Below are 22,819 nucleotides of genomic sequence, written 5' to 3'. Positions count from 1 at the left end.
CAACGCCTTCGAAATGGTTGCCTGCAAGACCCTTACTTCCTGGCAGTCCGGATGGACTGCCCCCGCCTCACGCAGATGAATCGATCAAGGCACGATGCGCTGACTGCAGATGTGACCCAGACTGACGTACTGCGTGATGTTGCCGCCGACACCGACACCCGGGAATTCCTTGAGTTCGATCCGCCAGCCGCCCATGTTGAACCAGGTATCCCAGTTATACGTCTGGCCGGACGAACTGTCTGGATAAACCACATGCAGGTCACCGGAGCAGGTGCCCAGGTTGACACTACCGGACGCCGCGCCAGTAACCCCGGTCGTGGCTTCGTAATCGACCCATCGGTAGCCGGCGTCAACGAACTGCTTGTCGACCCTGAGCACTGGCGTGACGCCGCGCAGCGGTTCGCCAGTGCTGTCCGACCATTGGGTGCTCCAGCTCAGGCTACGTGCCGCCTGGGTGGCCAGTTGCATGATCGAGCTGGGAATGCGCACCACGTTGTCGCCGTTCACGTTGCTTTGGTTCAGCCGTGGCGCCGAGCCCAGCGTCAGCTTGTAGTGCGCCTGAGGATTGAGCGTCACTGCCGGATTCGCCCGTACTCGCACCTTGACGGTATAACCTGGGGTCAGGTTCGGGTAGGTGGACGTATTATCGGGCTGGATGACGACCCAGTTGTTGCCGTCGAACCGCTCGAAGATCCACTGGTTGCGGTTGCCCTCCTCGTCATCGCCGAGAAACATGCCAACGCCCTGCCCACGCAGCGAGGTGAAGTCGAAATAATCGACATCGTTGACGCTGTCGAGGTTGCCAGTCACCTGATTCAGGGCGTCCGGCAAAGCGAACGCGGCTTGTGCCGTGTCGTTGGGTTCAAAGGCATCGATATTGCTGTCCACCGCCACGCCGAAACTGAACTGCGAGTTGCTGGCGGTATTGGCCACCATGTACCAATAGTAATCACCGGCCGGCAGCACGCCATCCAGGTATTCATCGGCATTGCCGGCTGCGTCGGCGGTGCCCAGAGGCGTCAGATTACCTTGGCCGTCGTCGTGAAACAGGGTCAAGGACATATCGGTGCCGACACTCTGGTTCAGCAGTTGCACCTGGATACGCGAGTTTTTCGGCAGATTGAAGTGGTAGGCGATTTCCGCGCCGGTTTCGACCCCCGTGATGGTGTATAGCGTGTTGATATCCAGGGTCGGGAACAGCGGCGTAAACGCAGCAATCGCCGCACTTTGCAGTTGCTCCTGGCTTGGTTTTTTCAGCTCGCCGATCACCTTGTCCTGCGCTGCACCGTTGGCAGCGGCGGCTTTGCCAGTCCGCACCTTGGGCTTGGCGGTCTTGGCTGCTTTGAGTTTTTGCTTGAGTGCGGCCGACATAGCCGCAGCCTCGACCTTGCCGCCGGCCTTGAGGGCGCTATCGACGGCGTGCCTGACCGCCTCGACAGATAATTTTCCCGGCGCTTGCGAAGGGTATTGCTCGGCCAGGGCAAAGGTCGAAGCGAAGCAGGTGGCCGCCATGGCCGCACCCAGCATAAAGGCTTTTTTCGATTTCATTTTTTATCCATCCATAGTTAAAAAATTGACTTCAGGCGCCCGGTGAAATCCGTTCACCTGGGATGGACTGTAGGACAACACTGTATGCATGTACAGTTCTCTTTCGAAGTATATGAAAGAAAACTCTTAATACAACCAAGCCCTGACACTGCGGTCATGCTGTTCAGCCTAAGCGCGGGAAGCCCCTGATACCGCCTTGGTGGCAAGACCAATTCTTCTTGCGTCACCTCATTGCGCTTCATAGGCCTTTTGCGGTGCATGAAAACCTCTGCCCGGGCATGTCCCCCTGACCAAGCGCAATTTTTTCACATCGATTTCACTGGCCGACCACGCACCCGACTCTAGATTGCCCGCCAACGCACATGGCAAGGCCAGGCTCCCCAGGGTGAATAGTGTGATTGACGCGATCCAGACCTATCCCGGCTCATATCGGCGCCAGGCGGAAATGCTGAAACGGTTATCGCTGCGCTTCGTGGCAGTCTTCGCCCTGTGTCTTCTGGTGACGAGCGCAATGCTCTGGCCCAGTTCGCCGCAGAACCTGGCCGTGGAGCATCGCCTGCTCACATCCGGAGCGCTGGCCGCCTGGCGTAGTGGCCGCCTTATCGTGCTGGTGCGTCACGCAGAGCGTTGCGACCGCTCCGACAACCCCTGCCTCGGTCCTATCGATGGCCTGACCCGCCCTGGCGGCGCTTCGGCGGCGGCCGTCGGCAGTGCGTTCCATGCCCTGGGCATGCCCCACAGCGACGTGTTCAGCAGTCCCGCTACCCGTACCCTGCAAACCTCGCGATTGATGTTCGCCAAGGTACACGTGTTACCCGACCGACAGACCCTGTGTGGCAGAGCCATCGTGCACGATGTGTATACGCACAAACTCGTGGGACGCAATCTGCTGCTGGTCACCCACAGCGGCTGCATCAGCGATCTCGAGCGGGCGCTGGGTTATCCCCACGCAGACAATGCGGAATACGGCAGTTCGCTGTTTGTCGAATTGACGGCACACGGCAAGCTCAAAGTGTTGGGTAGTGTGGCCAGTCAGGATTGGCACCTTGCCCTTGAACAACTGCACGCTTACGCCGGTACCGGTATCACCCGCAACGGCCTGACCGATTTGTAGGAAAAGCTCGAATAGATTTCCTTCACGCAGGGCAATGTCTGCAATACCTCACGGGCAAATTCGCCGAAGGACTCCAGGTCTCTGGCTACCACCTCCAGCAAAAAATCATAGCGCCCCGACACGTTGTGGCAGGCAACGATTTCGGGAATGTTCAGCAGACGCTGTTCAAACGCGCGGGCGATTTCCTTGGAGTGAGTGTCCATCATGATGCTGACAAACGCCGTCACCCCGTAACCCAGGGCCTTGGGCGAAAGGATCGCCTGGTAGCCGCTGATCAGGCCGCTGTCTTCGAGGTTTTTCACACGGCGCCAGCAAGGTGACGTGGTGAGGGAAACACGTTCGGCCAGCTCGGCCACGGTCAGGCGCGCATTGCCTTGCAAGGCATCGAGCAGCGCTTTGTCGGTACGGTCCAGACTCAAGGGCATGTTTTGCCTCACATTGTTGTTTTTGTAGATTTATATTCCAGTCATGCACTTTTTTCCGGCAAAACAAGCAACGTTCAGCCTCGGTTATGAGCATAGCATTGTAGGAAAAAAGGAGAGTTCCGCATGAAAAATAAACACAGCGCCTTGGGCTTTTCTACCCGTGCCATCCACCATGGTTATGACCCGCAAGATCACCATGGCGCCCTGGTACCACCGATTTACCTGTCGGCGACCTTTGCGTTTCCCACCGTTGAATACGGCGCAGGTTGCTTTGCCGGCGAAGAAAGTGGGCACTTCTATACGCGCATTTCCAACCCCACGCTGGCGCTGCTGGAATCGCGCATGGCGGCCTTGGAAGGAGGTGAGGCGGCGGTGGCTTTCAGTTCCGGCATGGGCGCGATTGCCGCGACGTTCTGGACCTTGCTGCGCCCTGGCGATGAAATTATCGTCAGCCAGACCCTGTACGGTTGCACCTTTGCCCTGCTGCACCATGGCATTGGCGAATTCGGGGTCAAGGTGCGTCATGTCGACCTTTCGGACCTGGATGCCCTAAGCGAGGCGCTCTCCCCCGCCACCCGCATGATCTACTGCGAAACCCCGGCCAACCCCAACCTGCAACTGGTGGACATTGCCGCCGTGGCCGCGCTCGCCCATCAACAACCAGGCATTACCCTGGTGGTCGACAACACCTACTGCACCCCTTACCTGCAACGCCCGCTGGAACTGGGCGCCGATGTGGTGGTGCATTCCGCCACCAAATACCTCAGCGGCCACGGCGATATCACCGCCGGGATCGCCGTATGCCGCCACGACCTGGCGCGACGGATTCGCCTGCAAGGCTTGAAAGACCTGACTGGCGCCGTGTTGTCGCCCCAGGATGCCTTCCTGCTGATGCGCGGCCTCAAGACCCTGGCCTTGCGCATGGACCGTCATTGCAGCAACGCCCAGGCCGTGGCCGAAGCGTTGCAGGCCCACCCGGCCGTTGAGTCGGTGACCTACCCAGGACTGCGCTGTTTCCCACAATACGCCTTGGCTGAACGCCAAATGAAGCTGCCCGGCGGCATGCTCGCCTTTGAACTCAAGGGCGGCATTGCCACCGGAAAGCGCTTCATGAATGCGCTCAAGCTGTTCAGCCGCGCAGTCAGTCTGGGCGACGCCGAATCGCTGGCCCAACATCCAGCGAGCATGACTCACTCCAGCTATACGCCCGAAGAACGCGTCCAGCATGGTATTTCCGAGGGATTGGTGCGTCTGTCGGTGGGCTTGGAGGATGTCGCGGATCTGCTGGCGGATGTGCATCAAGCCCTGAACAAATGCATCAGGACCGGCACTCCGCGCCCGACGGCAGCGTCGGCACCGGCGCATTGATTGCGGCTATTTGACCAGCCGGGTTTCCCTCGACGGTCGATAGCCAAAATAGGCGCTGTAGCATTTACTGAAGTGGCTGGGAGACACAAACCCGCACGCCACCAGCACCTCGACCTGGGACAGCTCGGTGTGCTGCAACAGGCGCCGGGCCTCGGTGATGCGCAGTTCCATGTAGTAACGTTGCGGCGTGGTACCCAATTGTTCGCGAAACAGACGCTCCAACTGGCGCCGTGAGCGACCGGCGTATGCCGCCAGTTGCTCCAGCTCCAGGGGTTCTTCAAGGTTGGTATCCATCAGCCGCACCACCTCACGCAACGGTGCGCTGACGCAGATGTTTTCCGCGGGTTTTATCCGCCGATAACGCGACTCTTCAAACGCCAGGATATCCTCGATGCCCTCCACCAGCGCCTTGTCGTGCAATACCTTGATCCAGTCCAGCGCCATGTGGAAGGCGCCCGAAGGACTCGAGGCGGTAAGCCGGTCCCGATCAATCACATAAGGTTCGCTGCTGACCTGGGTGGCCTTGGCAATTTCCGTCAGCGCCGGACGGTGTTCCGGGTGAATCGCACAACGATAGCCATCCAGCACCCCGGCCTTGCCCAGGAACCAGGCGCCATTCCATAACCCTGCGAGGACCACGCCTTGCTGCGCCGCTGCCTTGAGCAACTGGATAAATTCTTCGTCGGCCTTGAGCTGCGTGCGGTAGCCGCCACAAATCACCAGCAGATCCAGCGTTTGAAGGGCCGGCAGGTCGATGCGTGCATCCGGCCGGATCACCAACCCCAAGTCACTGATGACTTCGCCAGCGCCCAGGCCGAAGGTGCGCGAGGCAAACAAGCCGGGACGCAGCAGATTGGCGGTGACAATAGTGTCCAGCGCCTGGGTAAAAGCCGGCAGCGAAAAGTGCTCGAGCAGCACAAAACCGGCGCGCATCAATCGCGGCGCCTGGCCAGGCACTTCACTCAGATAGCGCAGGTTCTTGCCTTTCATGCCGCCGCTGAATTGCCGTCTTTCCATTATTGTTCGTCCTGCTCGGTGACGTTGATGCAATTATCGATTGCCCGACGGGCAGAACGCCATGCTAACTCAAGCCAGTAATGACTCGTTATCGAATGCGTCTTTGATCAGACAGGGATCATCAACCCTTCGGGTAACGATCAGCCACTGACGACCATAGAACCGCTTGCAATCCCTTACTCCCCTGCCTATATTCGCGCTAAGGCGCCATCCACGCCACCCTCCGCGGAAAGGGCTGCGCCCAGGATCTTGACTGAATTTCACATCACTACGACTCCCGACCTTAAAGCGGACAAGGTTTGTGCAAGGAGATCGTATGTCGCAACGTCCAGCAGCACCCTCCCATGACGGCCGTATCAACCTTGAGCAACAGCGCAAGCGTGCCAAGGCGCTTTTGCAACGCATGAAAAATGCCACGGCCGAACCTGAGCAGGCCTTGATTCATCGCGCGACGCCGAGACTTGCGGAGGCCCAATGGCTGATCGCCAAACAGTTGGGATTCAGCAGTTGGCCCAAGCTCAAGGCGCATGTCGACGCGATTGATTTCGCGGCCCGTCACCCCGGTTTCGCGGCCAGCGACGAAGCCCGCACAACCCACTGGCGCTGCGGTAATGACATCGCTCACAACCTGAACGTGGCAGGCTTCAAAGGGCACTTCCGGATGCTGACAGATCCGCTGTGCATGGGCCCCGTCCAGCCACTGTCTGCCGAAGATTATCGAGTGATCCGCGCCGGCTTTATCAGCCAGGCCTTCGCCCTGGATCCGACCGAAGTGGCGCGGCGGCTCGATGACGAATATGAGCATCTTGAAGCACTGGGCAGTGCCGAGCACAGCGTGTTGTGGTGTGAAGCGGACGCTTATGACCAGTTGTTCCTGATTCGTGCGCTGGCGGGCCTTGAACAGCTGCCGAGCAGACTCGAGCTGATTGAGGTGGACCGCATACCCGGCGTGCAACGTTTTATCGGCATCGGCCAACTGGCCCCGGAGGTGTTGGCGTGGTTATGGCCGCAGCGGCGTCGGGTGGATGCGTCGATGCTGCGCTGCGCACGGTGGGCGTGGGCGGCCTATTGCGCGCCCTCGCCGGTCAAGCTCGCCGAACTGGCCCGTGAACCCGACGCTGCCCTGCCGTTACTGGCGCGCGCATTACGCCGGCAGTTGCAAGAGCTGCCGGGCACCGTCGATGGCTTGTCGCTGAGCGAGCGGCTGTCACTGCGCTACATCGCCGATGCCGGCCCCGTGGCGTTCGCCAGGGTGTTCGCCGAGCTGATGGGCAGGCTTGAGCCCCTGCCCTATCTGGGAGACATGATGTTCCATGGGTTGATTCGGCCGCTGATCGACGCTCCCGAACCACTGCTGACCGAGTCTGACATTCACCTGCCATGGCCACGCCGAATGCTGGCGTTGACCCCGCTGGGCGCTGAGGTCCTCGCGGGCATAGCCTATTGGCCAGACCATGCAAACCAGGAGCGTTGGGTCGGTGGCGTGCATATCGTGCCTGGCCAACCCCACTGGATGATCGACCTGGATGGCTTGCCTGTCTGGCGAGCATAACCCGGGGCCACCCGCCGGTGTGGATCAGTTTTTGCTCCGCACCTGCGGGTCGACACTCAGCAACGCCTGGAAGCGTTTGAGCCGCAGTGCATTCCCGAGCACAAAGATACTCGAGAGCGCCATCGCGGCCGCGGCGAAGATCGGCGACAGCAAGGTGCCGTTCACCGGGTACAGCGCACCCGCCGCGACTGGAATCAACACGGCGTTGTAGGCGAAAGCCCAGAACAGGTTCTGCTGGATGTTGCGGATCGTCGCTTGGCTAAGGGCAATAGCATTTGGCACGCCGCGCAAATCGCCGGACATCAGCACCACATCAGCGGCTTCGATTGCCACATCAGTTCCGGTGCCGATGGCGAGTCCAACGTCGGCCTCGGCGAGCGCCGGTGCGTCGTTGATACCATCCCCCACGAAAGCGACGCGTGCGCCGTGGCTGCGCAACTGCTTCAACGCCGCGACCTTACCGTCGGGCAGCACCTCGGCCGCCACTTCATCGATGCCCAACTGCTTGGCGATGGCCGCGGCCGTGGCGGCATTGTCGCCGGTAATCATCGCAACCTTGAGTCCCAGCGCGTGCAGAGCCTTGATCGCTTCGGGGGTGGTCGGCTTGATCGGGTCGGCAACCGCGATCACCGCCGCCAAGCGCCCATCAATCGCGGCATAGAGCGGGCTTTTGCCTTGCTCGCCGAGATGCTGGGCGGTTGACTGGAAGCGCATCACATCCAGTCCAAGCTGGGTCATGAAACGGTCCGCGCCCACCGCGACGGTGCGACCGCCGACCGTGGCCGACACGCCAAAGCCCGGCGTGGCAGCAAAGGCCTCGACCGGTGCAAGCATGATGCCCTTGTCGCGTGCCGCGAGAACAATCGCTTCGCCGATCGGATGTTCAGAGCGAGTTTCCACCGCTGCCACAAGCGCCAGCACTTCGTCGTATTCAAAGCCTTCGGCGGGAACGAGGTCGGTCAACTCGGGACGACCTTTGGTCAGCGTGCCGGTCTTGTCGAGCGCGATCACCGTCACATCACGCAGCGCCTGCAACGCTTCACCTTTGCGAAAGAGCACACCGAGTTCGGCGGCGCGCCCCGTGCCGACCATGATTGAGGTCGGTGTGGCCAGCCCCATGGCACACGGACAGGCAATAATGAGCACCGCCACCGCATTGACCAGCGCAAAGCTCAGGGCCGGGGCCGGACCAACTATCAGCCAGACCAGGAAGGTCGCCATCGCCGCCGCCATCACCACCGGGACGAACCACATTGTGACTTTGTCGACCAGCGCCTGAATCGGCAGCTTGGAACCCTGCGCCTGCTCGACCAACCGGATAATCTGCGCGAGGACGGTGTTGGCGCCCACTTTGGTGACGCGAAAGCTGAAGGCGCCAGTCTTGTTGAGCGTGCCACCGACGACTTCGGCGCCCACCTCTTTCGACACGGGCACCGGCTCGCCGCTGATCATGCTTTCATCAACATAAGAAGCGCCTTCGATGAGCTCGCCGTCGAGCGGAACCTTCTCGCCCGGACGGACCAATACCACGTCACCGGTCGTCACCTGATCCAGCGCAATCTCCAGCGTTGCACCGTTACGTTCGACGCGCGCGGTCTTGGCCTGAAGGCCGACCAGCCGCTTGATCGCCTGCGAGGTCCGCCCCTTGGCACCTGCCTCCAACGTGCGGCCGAGCAGGATCAAGGTGACGATCACCGCCGCAGCTTCGAAATAGACGTGGGCGGTGCCCTGGGGCAGCATGTCGGGAACGAAGGTCGCGACCAGCGAATAACCGTAAGCCGCCGCCGTACCGACCGAGACCAGCGAGTTCATGTCTGGCGCGCCCCGCAGCAACGCCGGCACGCCCTTGCGGAAGAACCGCAGTCCCGGGCCGAACAGCACCAGGCTGGCCAGCGCGAACTGTACATACCAGTTCATCTGCTGCCCGATGACATCCATCACCCAATGATGCAGGGCGGGGATCAGGTGCGAACCCATCTCAAGGACGAAGACCGGCAAGGTGAGAATCGCTGCAACCCACATGGAGCGCTGCAACGCCCGCGCTTCGTCGTCACGCCGTGCAGTATCCTGATCGCCCTCATTCGGCGCCTCGGCGGACAGGTGACGGGCGGTGTAACCGGCCTTTTTCACCGCGACCTCCAGATCGGCCACGCAGACGACACCGGCCAGATGGCGCACCCGCGCGCGCTCCGTGGCCAAGTTGACATTGGCCTCAAGCACGCCAGGAATCTTTGCCAACGCCTTCTCGACACGCCCCACACACGATGCGCACGTCATGCCCTCTATCGCGAGATGACTAGTCTCTTCACGCACGCTGTAGCCAGCGCGCTCTATTGCATGCACCACCGCTTGCGGATCGGTCACGCCGGTGAAGGTAACGTCGGCCCGTTCAGTGGCGAGATTGACTGCGGCCTTGTACACGCCAGGAACCGCTTTCAACGCCCGTTCGACACGACCGACGCAGGACGCGCATGTCATGCCCTCGACCGGCAGGCTCAGACGCGTGCCCGACGCGCTGGAGGGATTGGAACTTTGCGGGTGGGAAACCGTAGCCATTGAATGCCCCTTGAATGTTGCTGATCAAGCAAGCCTGAAGCTTACCGGTGTGGGAAGGTCAAGGTCTTTGGGATATTGCTATCAAAGGGCTGGAGATCACCCTGATCCACGACTGCGACGTCAGCGGGGCCTAACCTGGAGACGGCGAACGGCCCTCAAGTACCCACGTTTTCAGTCGATATGCTCAGAGTCAGCCTGGGCGAATTGCCTAAACAACGTTCAATGCTCACCGCTACCGGTTTTCTGCCGTTCCAACACTTATAAAATATCTGCGGGTGAAGTCATGAACATCAAACAGAAGCTGACATGGGCGTTCGCAACCATTGCCTGCCTCCCGGTCATCCTGGTGGCAGTGCTGGTTGTACTGAATCTGCGCGACGCGGCGCAGACCAACTTCCTTGACAGCAGCGGCCGGGAAATCCGCCAGATCGACAACGGCATGAAACAGTTCTTCGATGGCATCAGCCAGAACGTCGAATTCTTCGCTAAGGACCCGCGGATCGTCACGGCCAAGGACCTGAAGATCTATTCCGGGGCCGACGCGGCACAAATTCCACTCCCCGAAAACAACAAACAGCTGCTGGAGATCTTCGACCGGTTCGCCAAGACGCACCCGACCACCGCGTATCTGTCCCTTGGGCTGGCCGACGGAGGTTATGCCAGCTGGCCTGACGACCCCAAGATCACCAACTACGACCCACGCTTGCGCCCTTGGTACAAGGCCGCCGTCGCCGCGCCGGGCACCACCGTGCGCACGGACGCCTATTACTGGGCGCCGGACGATGTTTCGTTGATCGGCATCGTCCATACGGTTTCCGACACCGCCGGGAAACTGGTAGGCGTTGTCGGCCTGGACGTGTCGCTCAAGCAACTGACCGAACTGGTCAAGGAGATCAAGCTGGGTGACAGCGGCTACCTGATGCTGGTCGAAGCCAACGGCAACGTCCTGGTAGACCCCAGCGACGCCAAGCACAATTTCAAACCATTGGCCGACATCGGCCCCAACTACGCCGAACTGGCCAAGAACGGCGACGGCGTGACCGAGATTGAAATCGACGGCGTGCCCTACATGGCTAACCTGGTTACCTCCAAAGGCCTGGGCTGGCGCTTCATCGGCTTGATCAAGCGCGACGAAGTAATGGCCGAGGCCTCCAGCCTGACCTGGTTGATCGCCGTCATCGCCGCCGCCCTGGCCGTGGTCTTCGCCATCGTCGGCGCAAGCTTCGCCAGCGTGATCGTGCGGCCGATCCGTGGCGTTGCCAATGGCCTGCAGGAAATTGCCGAAGGTGAAGGTGACCTGACCCGCAAGCTCACGGTGCAAGGTAAAGATGAAACCGCCACCCTGGCGAGCTGGTTCAACCAGTTCCTGAGCATGATCGCGCAGCTGGTGCAGCGCATCGGCAGTGCCTCTACCGACCTGCAAAGCGCGGCGGCCGACACCAGCGAAGTGGCCCAGAACATGAACGAAGCCGCCGGACGCCAGCGTCAGGCCGTCGAGTTGGTGAGCACTGCATTCAACGAGATGGTCGCTACCGCCAACGAAGTGGCCCGCTCCTGCAGCGCGGCCGCCACCAGCGCGGACGCGGGTTACCGCGATGTGCACGACGGACAGCAGCACATCGGCGAAGCCACCGGCAGCGTGCTGAAACTCAGCGAGGACCTGCAAAAGTCGACCCAGACCATGCAGGCGCTCGAGCAGGACAGCAAGAACATCAACACCATCCTCGACACCATCCGCTCGATTGCCGAACAAACCAACTTGCTGGCCCTCAACGCCGCCATCGAAGCTGCACGGGCCGGCGACCAGGGCCGCGGCTTTGCGGTGGTCGCCGACGAAGTGCGCGCCCTCGCCCGCCGCACCGCCGACTCCACCGGCGAGATCGACAGCCTGCTGGGCAACCTCGCACGCCGCACCCAGGAAGTGACCCAACAGATGCAAAGCAGCCTGCTGGTGTCGCAGACCAGCGTCGATCGCATCCAGCAGGCCCGGGACAGTTTCGACAAGATCCGCACCTCGGTGGATTCGATTCGCGACCAGAACACCCAGATCGCCACGGCGGCCGAAGAACAGCACCAAGTGGCGGAAGACATCAACCGGCACATCGCGCAGATTCATTCCGATGCGCAACTGGTCGAGGAATTCGCCCACTCGGCGCAGACCGGCTCGGGACGTCTGACGGATATTTCCGGGCAGTTGAAGGGATTGGTGGGGCGATTCAAGTTCTAGAAAACGGGCGGCGACGATCACGGGTTTGATCCAGTCTGCGCGGCTCAATGGCCATGACCCATACGCGTATCTGAAGGATGTTCTCACACGCCTGCCGACGCCGCGGGCGAGTGAAATTGATCAGTTGCTGCCTCATCACTGGGTGCCTGACTAAACGATGCAAGGTGACCTCAGCGGACAGTCAAACTGCATGGGTGATCCAGTTAGCTTGAAGTCGAACGCGGCTCACTAGCTGCGTTCGTTGCACGTCATAGGAATTGCGATGGATCTAGCGCCTTAAAGGTCTAAAGAATGCCCTGATCTCTTCAGCAAGGATTTCGGGCTGTTCTAGCGCTGCGAAATGACCGCCACGTTCCATATGCTCCCAACGGTGGACATGAAATACGCGCTCGACCCAGCTGCGTGGTGGCATGGGCAGCTCTTTCGGAAATAACGCCACACCCAACGGAGCCTCCACTCGCTCATTGGCTTCGAAAACGAGCGGATTAAGTCGATTTTCCTTGTATAGCCTCAAGGTTGCTTGAATGCTCCCGCTGAACCAATAAAGCGCTATGTCGCTGATGAGAGCGTCAAACGAGACTACTTGTTCAAGGTCGTTGGGATGATCTACCCATGAGTGGAATTTTTCGATAATCCACGCAGCAAGACCCGCTGGCGAGTCCGAAAGTGCGAAAGCCAGGGTTTGAGGTTTCGTACCGTGTAAAGCAGCGTAAGCACCTTCGGTCGCCGCGAATTGGCTGCTTCGATTCAGAAAGTCCTGTTCTTCTTCGCTCAAGGCATCTCGCCCTCCCTCTAGAGCTGGCCTGAAACTACCCGGGATATAATTGAGATGGGCACCTATCAAGTTGGGGCCGTAGTTACGAGCGAGCCACATTGAGACACCAGCACCGATATCTCCTCCCTGAGCGCCAAATCGATCGTAGCCCAGTTCTCCCATCAACGATGCCCATAGACTCGCGATTTGCTTGGAACTGATACCCGCTTTGGTCGGGGCAGGAGAGCAACCGTAGCCTGGTAGAGAGGGTACGACTACATCAAAAGCATCTGAGGCATGCCCCCCATATTTCGCAGGATCAGTTAGAAGCGCAAGCAAGCGCTCCATCTCTAAGAAGGAGCCCGGCCAGCCGTGGGTAATTATCAGGGGCATGGTCTTTGGCCCAATCCCCCGCTGATGCAGAAAATGAATCTCCTCGCCGTCAATTTCCGCCAGGAACTGTGGCAACCGATTTATTCGCTGTTCATGAATGCGCCAATCATAGTGATTGCTCCAATAATCCAGGAGGCGCGCAAGAAAACTTACATCAGTACCGTCATCCCAACTATCCGCGGCCAAGGTGTCTGGCAAGCGTGAAGAGCGCAGGCGCCGATCAAGGTCGTCTAGCTGCTCAGTCGTAATGGCAAGCGTGAAAGGGCGGATAGACATGACGATTCTCTGTTACTGGATAGGATGGGGTACGGCTTACTGCCGACGTCGCCCTCGCGTCAATCAGACTGTAGCCGTCCTTGGTCCATGAGGCAGGATCGCATCAAAATTTGCGATCACAATTCATCAGTCGAACTTGACCAAGTCCTTAAAGATCAGTTGACCCCAGCTGTTTCCGCGCGCCTGCACAAGCAGTCCACCTTCCGAAAGTCCACCAAGTTTGATCGGCGAGAAACCGAGTTTTTCCGCAAGCGCACCGATCTCCGCTGTAGCGCCTTCATCGTCGCTCGCCAGGAACACAACTCGCCTGCCACCCTGTACGGCTGGATCCTGGTCAAGGACGGCAGCGACCAAATGGTTGAAGCCCTTAACCAGTCTTGCACCCGTGAAGGCCTGTGCGACGACCTTGGAAGAAGGCTGCCCTCCCAGCGCCTCAGGGGACACGCCGTAGGCATTGGTCATATCGATGATGGACTTGTCCTTCCAGGTCGGCAGCGCCTTCGCGACATCCCGGTGCGACTCGTAACGGACCGCCAAAAAGACGATGTCCGCCTTGACGGCTTCCGCCAGTGTTTTGGGAATGATCTCGGGTCCGATCGCAGCCGCAGCGGATGCAAAGCTTTCCGGGTCGCGGGTGGTTGCAACGGAGACTTCGATGCCGCTTCTGGCAAACGCCTTGGCAAGCGCCTGGCCGAGCTTGCCGAAGCCGATAATTGCGTAGCTCATATATTCTCCTTACGTTTACCACACCCAACCGGCTCCGAATATCGAATGGAGTGACCAGCCGGGCGCAGCGAGTCAGATTTGAGCCAAGCCGCCGTCGACGGCGACCTCGCTGGCGGTCATGAAGCTGCTGTCCTGCGACGCGAGAAAGGTGGCCACCGCTCCGATTTCCAGCGGATCGGCCATGCGCTGGAGTGGATTCATCGAGGCGAAGACCTTCATGCCTTCCTCGCCCAGCGCTTCCTTCGCGAGTTCGGTCGCCGTCGGCCCGGGCGACAGCACGTTTACCCGGATGCCGGTACCCTTCAGGTCCTCCGCCCAGGACCGCGCGAGGTTGCGCACTGCCGCCTTGCTCGCGCTGTAGGCGCTGAATGCTGGGGCGCCCGTGGTGCCAGCGCTCGATCCGGTCAGGATTATCGAACCGCCCTGTCCCATCAGCGGCAGCGCCTTCTGAACCGTGAAGATCAAACCCTTCACGTTGGTGTCAAAGATTTCGTCAATGTGCTCGGCGGTGATCTTGCCGAGCGCAAGCTGGCTTCCCGCCCCGGCATTGGCGAAGACGATGTCGAGGGTTTCGCGCTCGGCCTTCACCGCCGCGTAGAGTCGGTCGAGGTCGGCAAGATCGGAGACCGAGCCCTTCACCGCGCGGGCATTGGGCCCGAGATCGGCCACAGCGGCGTCGAGCGCTTCCTGCCGGCGGCCGAAGATGAAGACGAAGGCGCCCTCCTCGATGAAGCGTTTTGCTGCGGCGCGGCCGATGCCGGTAGCGCCGCCGGTGATCACGGCGGTCTTTCCATTCAGTTTGGTCATGTCGTGCATCCTTCGTTGGAGTTGTACCCAAGCAGGAAATTGCTTGCTTGAGGACGAGGATGCAGCTCTGCTAACCTAAGGACAAGTATGCACCTTTTGGTAAGTATCAAAAAAATGACGACGAATTCTGAAATCTGCGGTACTGGATGCGGGCTCAACGCCACGCTGCGCATCATCTCGGGCAAGTGGAAACCGCTGGTCTTGTTTTTCCTGCGCGACGGCCCGAAGCGCTACGGCGAGCTCAAGCGTTTGATCCCGGGCGTCAGTGACAAGGTGCTGATCCAGCAATTGAAGGACCTGGAAGCCGATCATGTGCTGGCGCGGACCGACCACAAAGAAGTGCCCCCGCGTGTGGACTACACGCTGACCCCGCTCGGCCGCAGCCTGGCTGACGCGATCGTCCCGTTGTGCACCTGGGGAACCGAGAACGCGGAGGAAATGGCAAGCATCTTCGCCAAGCGCGACACGTTGCCCTAGCAGGATGCTAAAGCACCGCTGGGTCGGACGCCCCGTCGCATTCGTGGGAGGGTGGAAGATCGAACTCTGAAGCTGGCACCGGAGATCGGAAAACTTTGCTCGGACACAAGAATGGCAGCATCACCCGTCATTACTCGGGCGCCGAGCGCGGGCATCTGATTGAAGCTGCGAACATGGTATCAGCGACCGATTCTCGCGGACCGGTCCTGACAATTTTGAAGAGGAAGCAGGCGTGAAGAAACGACAAGTCACGCACATGAAAAAGGCCAATGCTGTGAACATTGGCCTACGTCATTGAAGATATGGTCGGGACGGCGTGACTCGAACACTCGCCCCCCTAGCGCCCCATAACGGTGAATATAAGTCCCACGGCGTCCTTCGCCATCCAGTACCACACCCACAATCTGTGTAAATACTGATCCAACCTCCTGCCAACGTCCATTAGCGTCCGCCAAAATTGGCTTGAAGCCCATATCAATTAACTACCCATTCACTACCAAGAATACAGTCATGGTCAATGTCACAGATGAGGCGATGAAGGCAAAGCCCGGCCTGACTCAGTCTGCACTGTTGCGCTACCATCATGATAGTGACCTTCATCATCAATCAGCGTGTAATTTACCGCCAGTCCGATTAAGCCGCCGAGGTTGAGTGCTTCCAGTGAGTAAGCCTTGTCACTGAGAGGTGGGGTCATCATGTCGGGTGTCTTGGCCACTGGTTGATCGTGCCCTTGAGCCACTAAGCGTAGTGAAGAGAACGATGCGTGATACGGCGTTGGGTTGTGACATATCAGTACCCATCCATCGCTCTGCTGCTTTAGGCTAAAGGTCAGAGTGGCAGCCATCTGTTCAGGCGTGCTGGGCAAGTTGGCCGGGCGGTAAAAAATTTTCATTTGCGTGTTCATGGCCACCGCGACTTGAGTGGCGATCAGAGGCGCGCTGGCTTTGGCAGGCGGAATCTCGTAAATGTTTAACCAACTGACAGACTCTCGGTCTTTTGGGAGCGAGCTGCCGTCATAAACAATGCGCAAACCTTGCAAGGCCCCTGGCTGCAGGCGGAACACAGAGGGTAAGGCGACCATTGTTGATACGGTATTTTCCGGGGCTTGATTACCCTCGCCGTTATCGACCCAGGTTTGTACAACCACCGGGTAGGCATTGGTATTGGCGAGCATCAGTGAGCGATGGGATTGTCCTTCATCGAAAATTAGACGGGTTTTTTCGGGCATAACTCCCGCCTGAGCGATTTGAGTCACATTTACAGTGAGACATGCCCAGATCAGCAGTGGGACGAGTTTGTACCTGATCATTGCACTTTCACCAATACGTAGGCTGTCGCGTTGACTTTCCCCGGCTTAACCGTCAAACCGGGCAGCGCACTGAGGGTTGCAGTGATGGTTTGCGAGTAATTGGTGTATCCCGACATATTGCTACCGCTGCTGCTGGCGCCCGCCAGTACCGGGTACCATCCACCGGAGGCTCCCGTGCCAGTGCTCGACCACCCCAAAAAGTTCATGGCTGTGCCGTTACTGGCGTTTTGCAAACTGATACCGACCCCGGTAGCCACTGAGGAGTCGCTACCATAGCCGTTGGATAGCAGATGAGTGACTCCACCACCACTGGTAACGAGGCCCAGAGATTGGGCTTGTGCATATGCACTTTGAGAGACTTGAATACCCAGCGCAGTCTGATTGGTTGCAGTCCCTGAACTGGCAGTATTGCTGCATTCAAGATCTATGGTGAAGTCGCTACTGCGAGTCATGCCCTGGCTGAGTTCTGCGGCAGTTATTGGCATAAAGGTCACTACCGGCGTGACGTTACGAGCCACGCACGTGGCGGTGTAACTGATGGTTGCGGCTGAGCGCATACCGAAAGCAATACCGTTATATTGGCCCCAAAAGTAGTAATTGGTATTGGAATCCGAACCTACCGCGTCTGAAACGATACCGCCGCCACGGAACTGGATATAGCCGTTGGGCTGGGTGCAGGCATAATTATAAACACCACTCCCCGAAGTAGTGGCCATGCCGCCGCACCAGTTGCTGCCCGAGCCCGACGTGGGCGGGAGGCTGGACACGCGTGCCAGATCAGCCTGGACCATGCTCAAGTGCTTGGCCTTGACCTGGATCTTGGCACCCACGGTGTCGTACGCGGTAATTTTAGCCTGCTGCCAGTAGCGCGAATACACCAGCCCCGAATTCAGATGAGTCAGCTTGATCCCGACATAAGGGAACCAGGTAGCATAGTAACCGGGCAGACCATCATTGATCGTAGTACCTGAACCGTTTCCGATTTCCCAGTGGCCACCCACGCGGTCATCACCATTGGTGGCGAACACTTCGTAGATGCTGTCTGCATCACTGAGATCGCATTCCCACAGGACGGTTTCACTGGTCAGCCCGGGGGCCGCGGCTGGCGAAACCACGACTGAACCCAAAGGGGTGCCGACGGGCTGCAGGTAGCTGGAGGAAAGATTGACCCGACCGAAGGGCAATTGCGCCGAATACCCATCCGCCACCTGAATGCCATTGTAGATTCGCTTACAAGTTGCCTGAGCGTCAGACACAACAACCGCGCCGAAGGCCAGCAGCAAGCTGAGTAATGGGCGAGAGAAAGTCATAGGTAGCTCGTCGTCTGAAAAAGGATCACGGAATACGGCACTCACTGTCGATCTTGATCAACACTTGGCTAACATCCTGGTGAGCCAGGTCGAAATTCATCGCGCACTGTTCACCAGGGCTTTCACCCCAGCGTACGCTCAGAGTGCCTTTGAGCTTATCGGTGCGCAGGTAGGCCTGACTGCCTTGGCCAACCATGCCTATGATGCTGTTGCTGTCGTCCAGTACGTCAGCCCCCATGGGCACGGCTTCGCCGTCGCTGCGCAAGACCTTGACCAAAATTGCGTTGCCGACGCGAGTTTTGAACGTCACCTTGACTGCCGCTCCGGCATAAGGTGCAACGCGGAGCTGACCGTTATCGAGCTCAGTTTTCTCATTCATGCCTTCCGGGTTGATGGCCACGGTGTTGTAACGGTAAGGCGTCAGTGACGGCACCAGAGCATAACCATGGCTATCGATTTCGGCACCCATGCCGTTCATGACTTTAGCACCACTGGCACCCTTGGCTTCGACCAGGGCAAAGGTGTCGCCCAAATACGGGCCCAACGTTACACCACCGCCGTGTATGGCCAGGGCGCCGCGGGCGCTGCCTGAAGCCTGCCAGTAGTCCTGGCCTTTGGAGGCGCTGGCGTTGACTGACGCGTAGGGAAGGTACTTTTGGAGGCTCCCGCTCCACACGTTCCGTTTTTGTTGCGCGTCACGGGACACGTCCATGCTGTAACTCAACGATTGGTCCGTGCCTTGAGTACCGGATAATGATGTCTGGTACATGCTGCCGGAGACCGAGCTATGCGTTACCGAACTGCTCAGTGATGGCACATTGGGCTGGGCTGGGCTGCCGAGCGGGAAAGACACGGACAGGAGGGTGACGGTTTCGTTACTGCCAGCCGTGCGAGTAGTACCCACGCCGTTGTTCGGCACATTATTGCCGAGCTGGTCGTCGTAGTTGCCACTTCGGCGATTGAGATAGCTGCCGGTGCTTTGCCGGGATACCGAGAGGTTGAGGCTGACGTTGTTGCGCAGGGTGTTGGCCCAGCCAAACTGTAACTGTGTATCGCGCTCGCGGCCATTGCGGTAATCCTGAGTGGACCCGGACAAAAACACGTTACCTAAGTCATCAAGGCTTTGGTTGACCGATACCTCGAAGCGCGAGCGTTGCATATAACTCGTCGACTCCCAGGTTTCGTGATTGCGGATCGACTCGCGCACTCCGAACACATCCCCCAAGTCGCGATAACCTTCGGTGGAATAGCGGTAACCGGCGATCGACAGCGTGGTATTGGTCGGCTGGAAAGTCCGGCTATAAGACAGGCGTGCCATCCAGCCATCCAACTGGCCTTCGGTCGGCAAGTCGGCCCGAGAGTAGGTAGTGTCCAGACCGAACGCGCCGAAAGTACTGGCATACACTCCGCCAATTACGAACGCTTGATACCCTTCAGCGATGCGCAAACCGCTGTTGGCGGTGACGCTGTTGGTCAGGCCGCGCTGGTAAGTTATCTCGCTGAACGGGTCGTGGTCGCCCAAATCCCGGCTTTGTCCCAGAGCTACGCTGTAACGTGATATGCCCGGGCGCAACGACTCCGGAATCGCCGAGAACGGTACGGTGAAGCTGCTGATGCTGCCATCAGCTTCGATCACAGACACTTCCAGGTCGCCGTTGTAGCTGGTCGAGTAGAGGTCGTTGATTTCGAAAGGGCCCGGCGCCACGGTGGTCTGATAAATATCATTGCCGTTCTGGCGGACGATTACCTGCGCGTTGGTTGTAGCGATTCCTCGCACGGTCGGTGCATAACCACGCATTGATTCGGGCAGCATGCGGTCGTCGGACGCGAGTTCCATCCCCGTGTAGCTCAACCCCGAGAAAAAACGCCCTGAAGTAAAGCCCTGACCTACGGTCAAGTCACCTTTTAGTCCGGGCAACGCCCGCTGGGCGTAGGTACGGGTGGTGTTCCAGTGTTTACCGTTGTCATTGCCGTAACGCAGATTACCTTGTTGGCGCAGGCGCCAGAGACCAACGTTCAAGCCACTGTTGAGAGCCAGATAGCTGGAGTCTGAACTGCTGCTGTAGCTGCCAGTGCGAGTCACATGGTACTGGCTGGCGCTGTAGTTGACGAAACCGATGGTGCTACCGGCATCCAGATTTTGCGGAGCCACGTAACCACGCGGAGTGTTCAGCATCAGACTTTGCGGCACCCTCAAATCCAGCCTTAATAAAGAAAAATCAAATGCGGTGGATGCCCCCTCTACCGCTTTTGACAGGATCAGGCATTGGCTATTGTCGGTATCATGAATGGCACTTTTGAGTACGCCGGAGCTTTCAAGCAATGTCGCGGACAGGCAGGGCTGTACATCACCGTCACCCAAGTCGACAAAGCGCAAGTCAACACGATCCACGAAACGATTATTGATAAACAGGTCGACCTTATATTGCCCTGGCTCAATGGCGTTGATCTGGTTGAAGCGCGACAGTGAACCATTACCGAACATCATATTGTCATCGAACACATAGGGATCGTTTGACGTTGAAGCGGAGGTGGCTGCCAGAGCAAAGCCAGGGCACAGTAGACCAATGGTAGTGATCGAAGATAGTCGTACGAGATATCGCAACCACAGCAAAGTCGAGATTCTAAAATCCATCTTAAATAGTGATATGCGATACACAAGCATAACGCTCACTCTGAACAATCACTGAAAGGGCAAGTCGGTAGTGACATCCGCACCGAAATCGTTGACTAGAGTCAGGCGCAGAATGTCTCCTCCGTTCGCCGAAAAGCCGGCGGGCAGTGCCCAGTCGAGCTGGCTCAGCGGGGGGATTATCACGGCCTGTTTAAGAGGGAAAGACTTTCCGTTGCGGACGACTTGGGCGTTGCGCACAGTGGCGAAGTAGCCACTGTTATTACTCACGACAAGCGTCTTGTTCTGCGCTTTGAAACTTAGCGACTTGCTCAGGTCATCGGGATTACCGGCCAACGCTTGGGGCCGGTAAAACAGCTTCATTCGGCTATTGACGCTGAGCAGCAATTTGTTGGCTTGCAGTTCGCTGGCCTTTATAGCCGGCATCTGCAAAAAGCTGAGGTAAAACAGAGTTTCTCGGTCTTTCGGCAAGTCTCTGCCGGTAAATATCAGGCGTACCACCTGCCCGGAGTTTGGGTTAACGCGAAAAACCTGAGGATTTGCAATAAACGGCGCGCTGGCTGATTGCGCCGTAGTGTTGAGGGGATCGCTGTCTACCCACATCTGAACCAGGTACGGATGGGTACCCTGATTGGTCAGTTGCACCATTTTCTCTTGGGCTTGAGCTGGGTAGATGACACGGGTACCGGTCATTACAACGCTGGCTCTCGCGTTATGGGCCAAGAGGGTGCAGACAGTCAGGGCTAGAGCCAGGGTGACTTTTTTAAGGCGAGACATAAGTATCCGCACACAATGTGTAGAGGGTATGGAAATTGAGAAGAGGGAACTACCGGGCGCATAGCCCGGCAGGACAGGGCTCCTGACTTACAGGTAATCCAGAGCGTATTGCGCGGTAGCGGAGACAGTACCGGCGGTTGCGCCACCCGCTTCGCTGATGTAACGAACGGCGAAGTCGTGACTGGCGCTGGTGGCGCCAGAGTCCAGGCTCAGACCGGCAACAGATGTGGGGCCGTTAAGTACAACAGGTGTGCCACCCGCAGCATTGAGCAGTTGAACCTGTACTTTAGTGGCAGTACCCGCATTCCCGAGATTGCCTGCGCTAGTTACGTTATTACCCAGGAATGCGGTTTTGATCGCCAAAGTCGAGGTGGGCGCGGCACAGTTGCTGACGCTGATAGTGAACGGGGTTTCTCCTGCAGTACTACCGACTGCGTTCAACGCGGCGGCGCTGACAGTAGGCATCAGAATGACCGGGTTGGCAGCGTTACCGTTGACCGCTACTGCACAAGTTTGGTCTGAAACCTGGCCAGTGAAGGTAATGGTGTTTTGAGTGGCTGCGAAAGCCATTACCGGGAAGGTAGTAGCCAAAATCAAAGCTAATCGTTTCATAAATCAAGTCCTTAATATAATTGAGAAAAGTCATTCATCGCGTTGCGCGCTTTTATGACAGGCACCCTTCTCGCGCAGAGCTGTAAAGGTCGGCGTGCTCTCCACACATCGAAAAGTTGAATAGCGACACCCTCTGCGCAATGCTCTTGACCCAGCCCCGGAAGCGCGTAGCGGGATGACCAGATTGACGCCTGATCACCCGGCATCAATGCTCTACCTTGACATGCACCTAGGCCTTGGCCTCCATCTTGCGCATCGCTTTGTACAACGCACTGCGCTTGCCGTAGCTCTTGCAGGCAATGCGGCGGACTGCAATTTTCCAGAGAAAGCATGAGGCGCATATCCTGCGTCCGGCTTACGGCAGTTGGTACGACCAAAGCGTACAATTGAGCGGGAAAGAACCCCATCAGACGATTCCTGTTCCTCGCGATTGACTTGACTTAAAGAAGACTCAGGTTGTAGCGAAACCCTGGAGACGATTCAAAGCTCTGATTTTCAGCTCTGGAAATTTTAGCGACCTGGAAAATACCGGCACGATAGACGTGCATCTTTCCGACGAATAATCTCTGCAAATGCCAAGAGTGATTTAATCCATCGCCTCAACAAAACACGCCCGTAAGCTCATCCGCAATGATAAGTACACGCCCAGAAAGTAGAGCCTTAACTTTTCGGATAAGACAGTCGCCAACATACAAAAACATTGCGATTTCGCCCGAACACTAAAAACTATCCGAGCATAGCGCTGAGGGCCAGAGGTGAAGAAAGCTCGGCTAATGACTACCTACTGTTTACAGCAAGTAAAACCTTTACCAAACCCGGCATCACAAGAAAAATTTAAAACGTGCTGTGTCAAACTGGCCGCTCAACAAAATGCGATGACTCAAGACATCAAACAACACTACCTTGAGCCAATCGACGAATTGCAATGGGTAAAGAAGT

The 22,819-nt window shown here is 58.2% G+C and carries 16 protein-coding genes and 4 pseudogenes; 8 read left to right on the top strand and 12 right to left on the bottom strand.

Features of this window, described 5'->3' with window-relative positions:
• Positions 1–84: 84 nt before the first annotated feature.
• Positions 85–1,548, bottom strand: a complete 1,464-nt coding sequence (locus BLU75_RS06275; RefSeq protein WP_084377647.1) for a hypothetical protein — start codon at positions 1,546–1,548, stop codon at positions 85–87.
• A gap of 394 nt (positions 1,549–1,942) precedes the next feature.
• On the opposite strand from BLU75_RS06275, the gene pmrG reads away from it, so the two are divergent.
• On the top strand, positions 1,943–2,662 hold the full coding sequence (gene pmrG / locus BLU75_RS06270; protein ID WP_231982624.1) for a lipopolysaccharide core heptose(II)-phosphate phosphatase PmrG: 720 nt from the start codon (positions 1,943–1,945) through the stop codon (positions 2,660–2,662).
• Here the strand turns inward: pmrG and BLU75_RS06265 are convergent.
• A complete protein-coding gene (locus tag BLU75_RS06265) occupies positions 2,617–3,087 on the bottom strand; it encodes an Lrp/AsnC family transcriptional regulator (protein WP_084377643.1) in 471 nt (156 codons plus the stop codon). The two genes, pmrG and BLU75_RS06265, sit on opposite strands and share 46 nt — an antisense overlap.
• 123 nt (positions 3,088–3,210) lie before the next feature.
• Here BLU75_RS06265 and BLU75_RS06260 point away from each other — a divergent pair, with 123 nt between their 5' ends.
• Positions 3,211–4,455, top strand: coding sequence for a methionine gamma-lyase (locus BLU75_RS06260; protein ID WP_084377641.1), 1,245 nt, complete (start codon positions 3,211–3,213; stop codon positions 4,453–4,455).
• A 6-nt stretch (positions 4,456–4,461) separates the two neighbouring features.
• Here BLU75_RS06260 and BLU75_RS06255 read toward each other — a convergent pair whose 3' ends face one another.
• Entirely contained in the window at positions 4,462–5,472 is a 1,011-nt protein-coding gene (locus tag BLU75_RS06255; protein ID WP_084377639.1) for a GlxA family transcriptional regulator, read from the bottom strand.
• Between the two features lie 316 nt (positions 5,473–5,788).
• Between BLU75_RS06255 and BLU75_RS06250 the strand changes: the two genes are divergently transcribed.
• Positions 5,789–7,024: a DUF1835 domain-containing protein gene (locus BLU75_RS06250; RefSeq protein ID WP_084377637.1), complete on the top strand. Its 1,236-nt coding sequence runs from the start codon at positions 5,789–5,791 to the stop codon at positions 7,022–7,024.
• Between the two features lie 24 nt (positions 7,025–7,048).
• On the opposite strand, the gene BLU75_RS06245 is transcribed toward BLU75_RS06250, so the two are convergent.
• Positions 7,049–9,580, bottom strand: a complete 2,532-nt coding sequence (locus tag BLU75_RS06245) for a heavy metal translocating P-type ATPase (RefSeq protein WP_084377635.1) — start codon at positions 9,578–9,580, stop codon at positions 7,049–7,051.
• Between BLU75_RS06245 and BLU75_RS28245 the strand changes: the two are divergent.
• The 3 pseudogenes from BLU75_RS28245 to BLU75_RS06235 form a co-directional block, all read left to right on the top strand.
• Positions 9,501–10,895, top strand: a pseudogene (locus BLU75_RS28245) (cache domain-containing protein); the annotation flags it as partial. The gene BLU75_RS06245 and the pseudogene BLU75_RS28245 sit on opposite strands and share 80 nt — an antisense overlap.
• A 390-nt stretch (positions 10,896–11,285) precedes the next feature.
• A pseudogene (locus tag BLU75_RS28240) lies at positions 11,286–11,807 on the top strand (methyl-accepting chemotaxis protein); the annotation flags it as partial.
• Positions 11,791–11,961 (top strand): annotated as a pseudogene (locus BLU75_RS06235) (transposase domain-containing protein); the annotation flags it as partial. The pseudogenes BLU75_RS28240 and BLU75_RS06235, both read left to right, overlap by 17 nt.
• Before the next feature lie 114 nt (positions 11,962–12,075).
• On the opposite strand, the gene BLU75_RS06230 reads toward BLU75_RS06235, so the two are convergent.
• The 3 genes from BLU75_RS06230 to BLU75_RS06220 form a co-directional block, all read right to left on the bottom strand.
• Positions 12,076–13,230: an epoxide hydrolase family protein gene (locus tag BLU75_RS06230; RefSeq protein ID WP_084377631.1), complete on the bottom strand. Its 1,155-nt coding sequence runs from the start codon at positions 13,228–13,230 to the stop codon at positions 12,076–12,078.
• Positions 13,231–13,356: 126 nt separating this feature from the next.
• Positions 13,357–13,956, bottom strand: coding sequence for an NADPH-dependent F420 reductase (locus tag BLU75_RS06225; protein WP_084377629.1), 600 nt, complete (start codon positions 13,954–13,956; stop codon positions 13,357–13,359).
• Positions 13,957–14,028: 72 nt separating this feature from the next.
• The gene (locus BLU75_RS06220; RefSeq protein WP_084377627.1) at positions 14,029–14,763 is read right to left on the bottom strand and encodes an SDR family NAD(P)-dependent oxidoreductase; all 735 of its coding nucleotides are present in this window, start codon (positions 14,761–14,763) and stop codon (positions 14,029–14,031) included.
• A 114-nt stretch (positions 14,764–14,877) separates the two neighbouring features.
• Between BLU75_RS06220 and BLU75_RS06215 the strand changes: the two genes are divergently transcribed.
• Positions 14,878–15,240, top strand: a complete 363-nt coding sequence (locus tag BLU75_RS06215) for a winged helix-turn-helix transcriptional regulator (protein ID WP_084377787.1) — start codon at positions 14,878–14,880, stop codon at positions 15,238–15,240.
• A gap of 83 nt (positions 15,241–15,323) precedes the next feature.
• Positions 15,324–15,476, top strand: a pseudogene (locus BLU75_RS06210) (tyrosine-type recombinase/integrase); the annotation flags it as partial.
• Positions 15,477–15,760: 284 nt separating this feature from the next.
• Here BLU75_RS06210 and BLU75_RS06205 read toward each other — a convergent pair.
• From BLU75_RS06205 to BLU75_RS06185, 5 genes are all read right to left on the bottom strand, one after another.
• Positions 15,761–16,468, bottom strand: coding sequence for a fimbrial biogenesis chaperone (locus BLU75_RS06205; protein WP_231982623.1), 708 nt, complete (start codon positions 16,466–16,468; stop codon positions 15,761–15,763).
• A 77-nt stretch (positions 16,469–16,545) separates the two neighbouring features.
• Entirely contained in the window at positions 16,546–17,859 is a 1,314-nt protein-coding gene (locus BLU75_RS06200; protein WP_084377621.1) for a fimbrial protein, read from the bottom strand.
• 25 nt (positions 17,860–17,884) lie between these two features.
• Entirely contained in the window at positions 17,885–20,362 is a 2,478-nt protein-coding gene (locus BLU75_RS06195) for a fimbria/pilus outer membrane usher protein (RefSeq protein ID WP_231982622.1), read from the bottom strand.
• A gap of 180 nt (positions 20,363–20,542) precedes the next feature.
• On the bottom strand, positions 20,543–21,184 hold the full coding sequence (locus tag BLU75_RS06190) for a fimbrial biogenesis chaperone (RefSeq protein ID WP_231982621.1): 642 nt from the start codon (positions 21,182–21,184) through the stop codon (positions 20,543–20,545).
• Positions 21,185–21,355: 171 nt separating this feature from the next.
• Positions 21,356–21,880 (bottom strand): fimbrial protein, encoded by a 525-nt coding sequence (locus tag BLU75_RS06185; protein ID WP_084377615.1) that lies wholly within the window; start codon positions 21,878–21,880, stop codon positions 21,356–21,358.
• Positions 21,881–22,819 lie beyond the last annotated feature (939 nt).

Source organism: Pseudomonas mucidolens (assembly GCF_900106045.1).
In the GTDB taxonomy this organism is placed as follows: domain Bacteria; phylum Pseudomonadota; class Gammaproteobacteria; order Pseudomonadales; family Pseudomonadaceae; genus Aquipseudomonas; species Aquipseudomonas mucidolens.
This window is presented reverse-complemented; position numbering and strand designations above follow the sequence as displayed.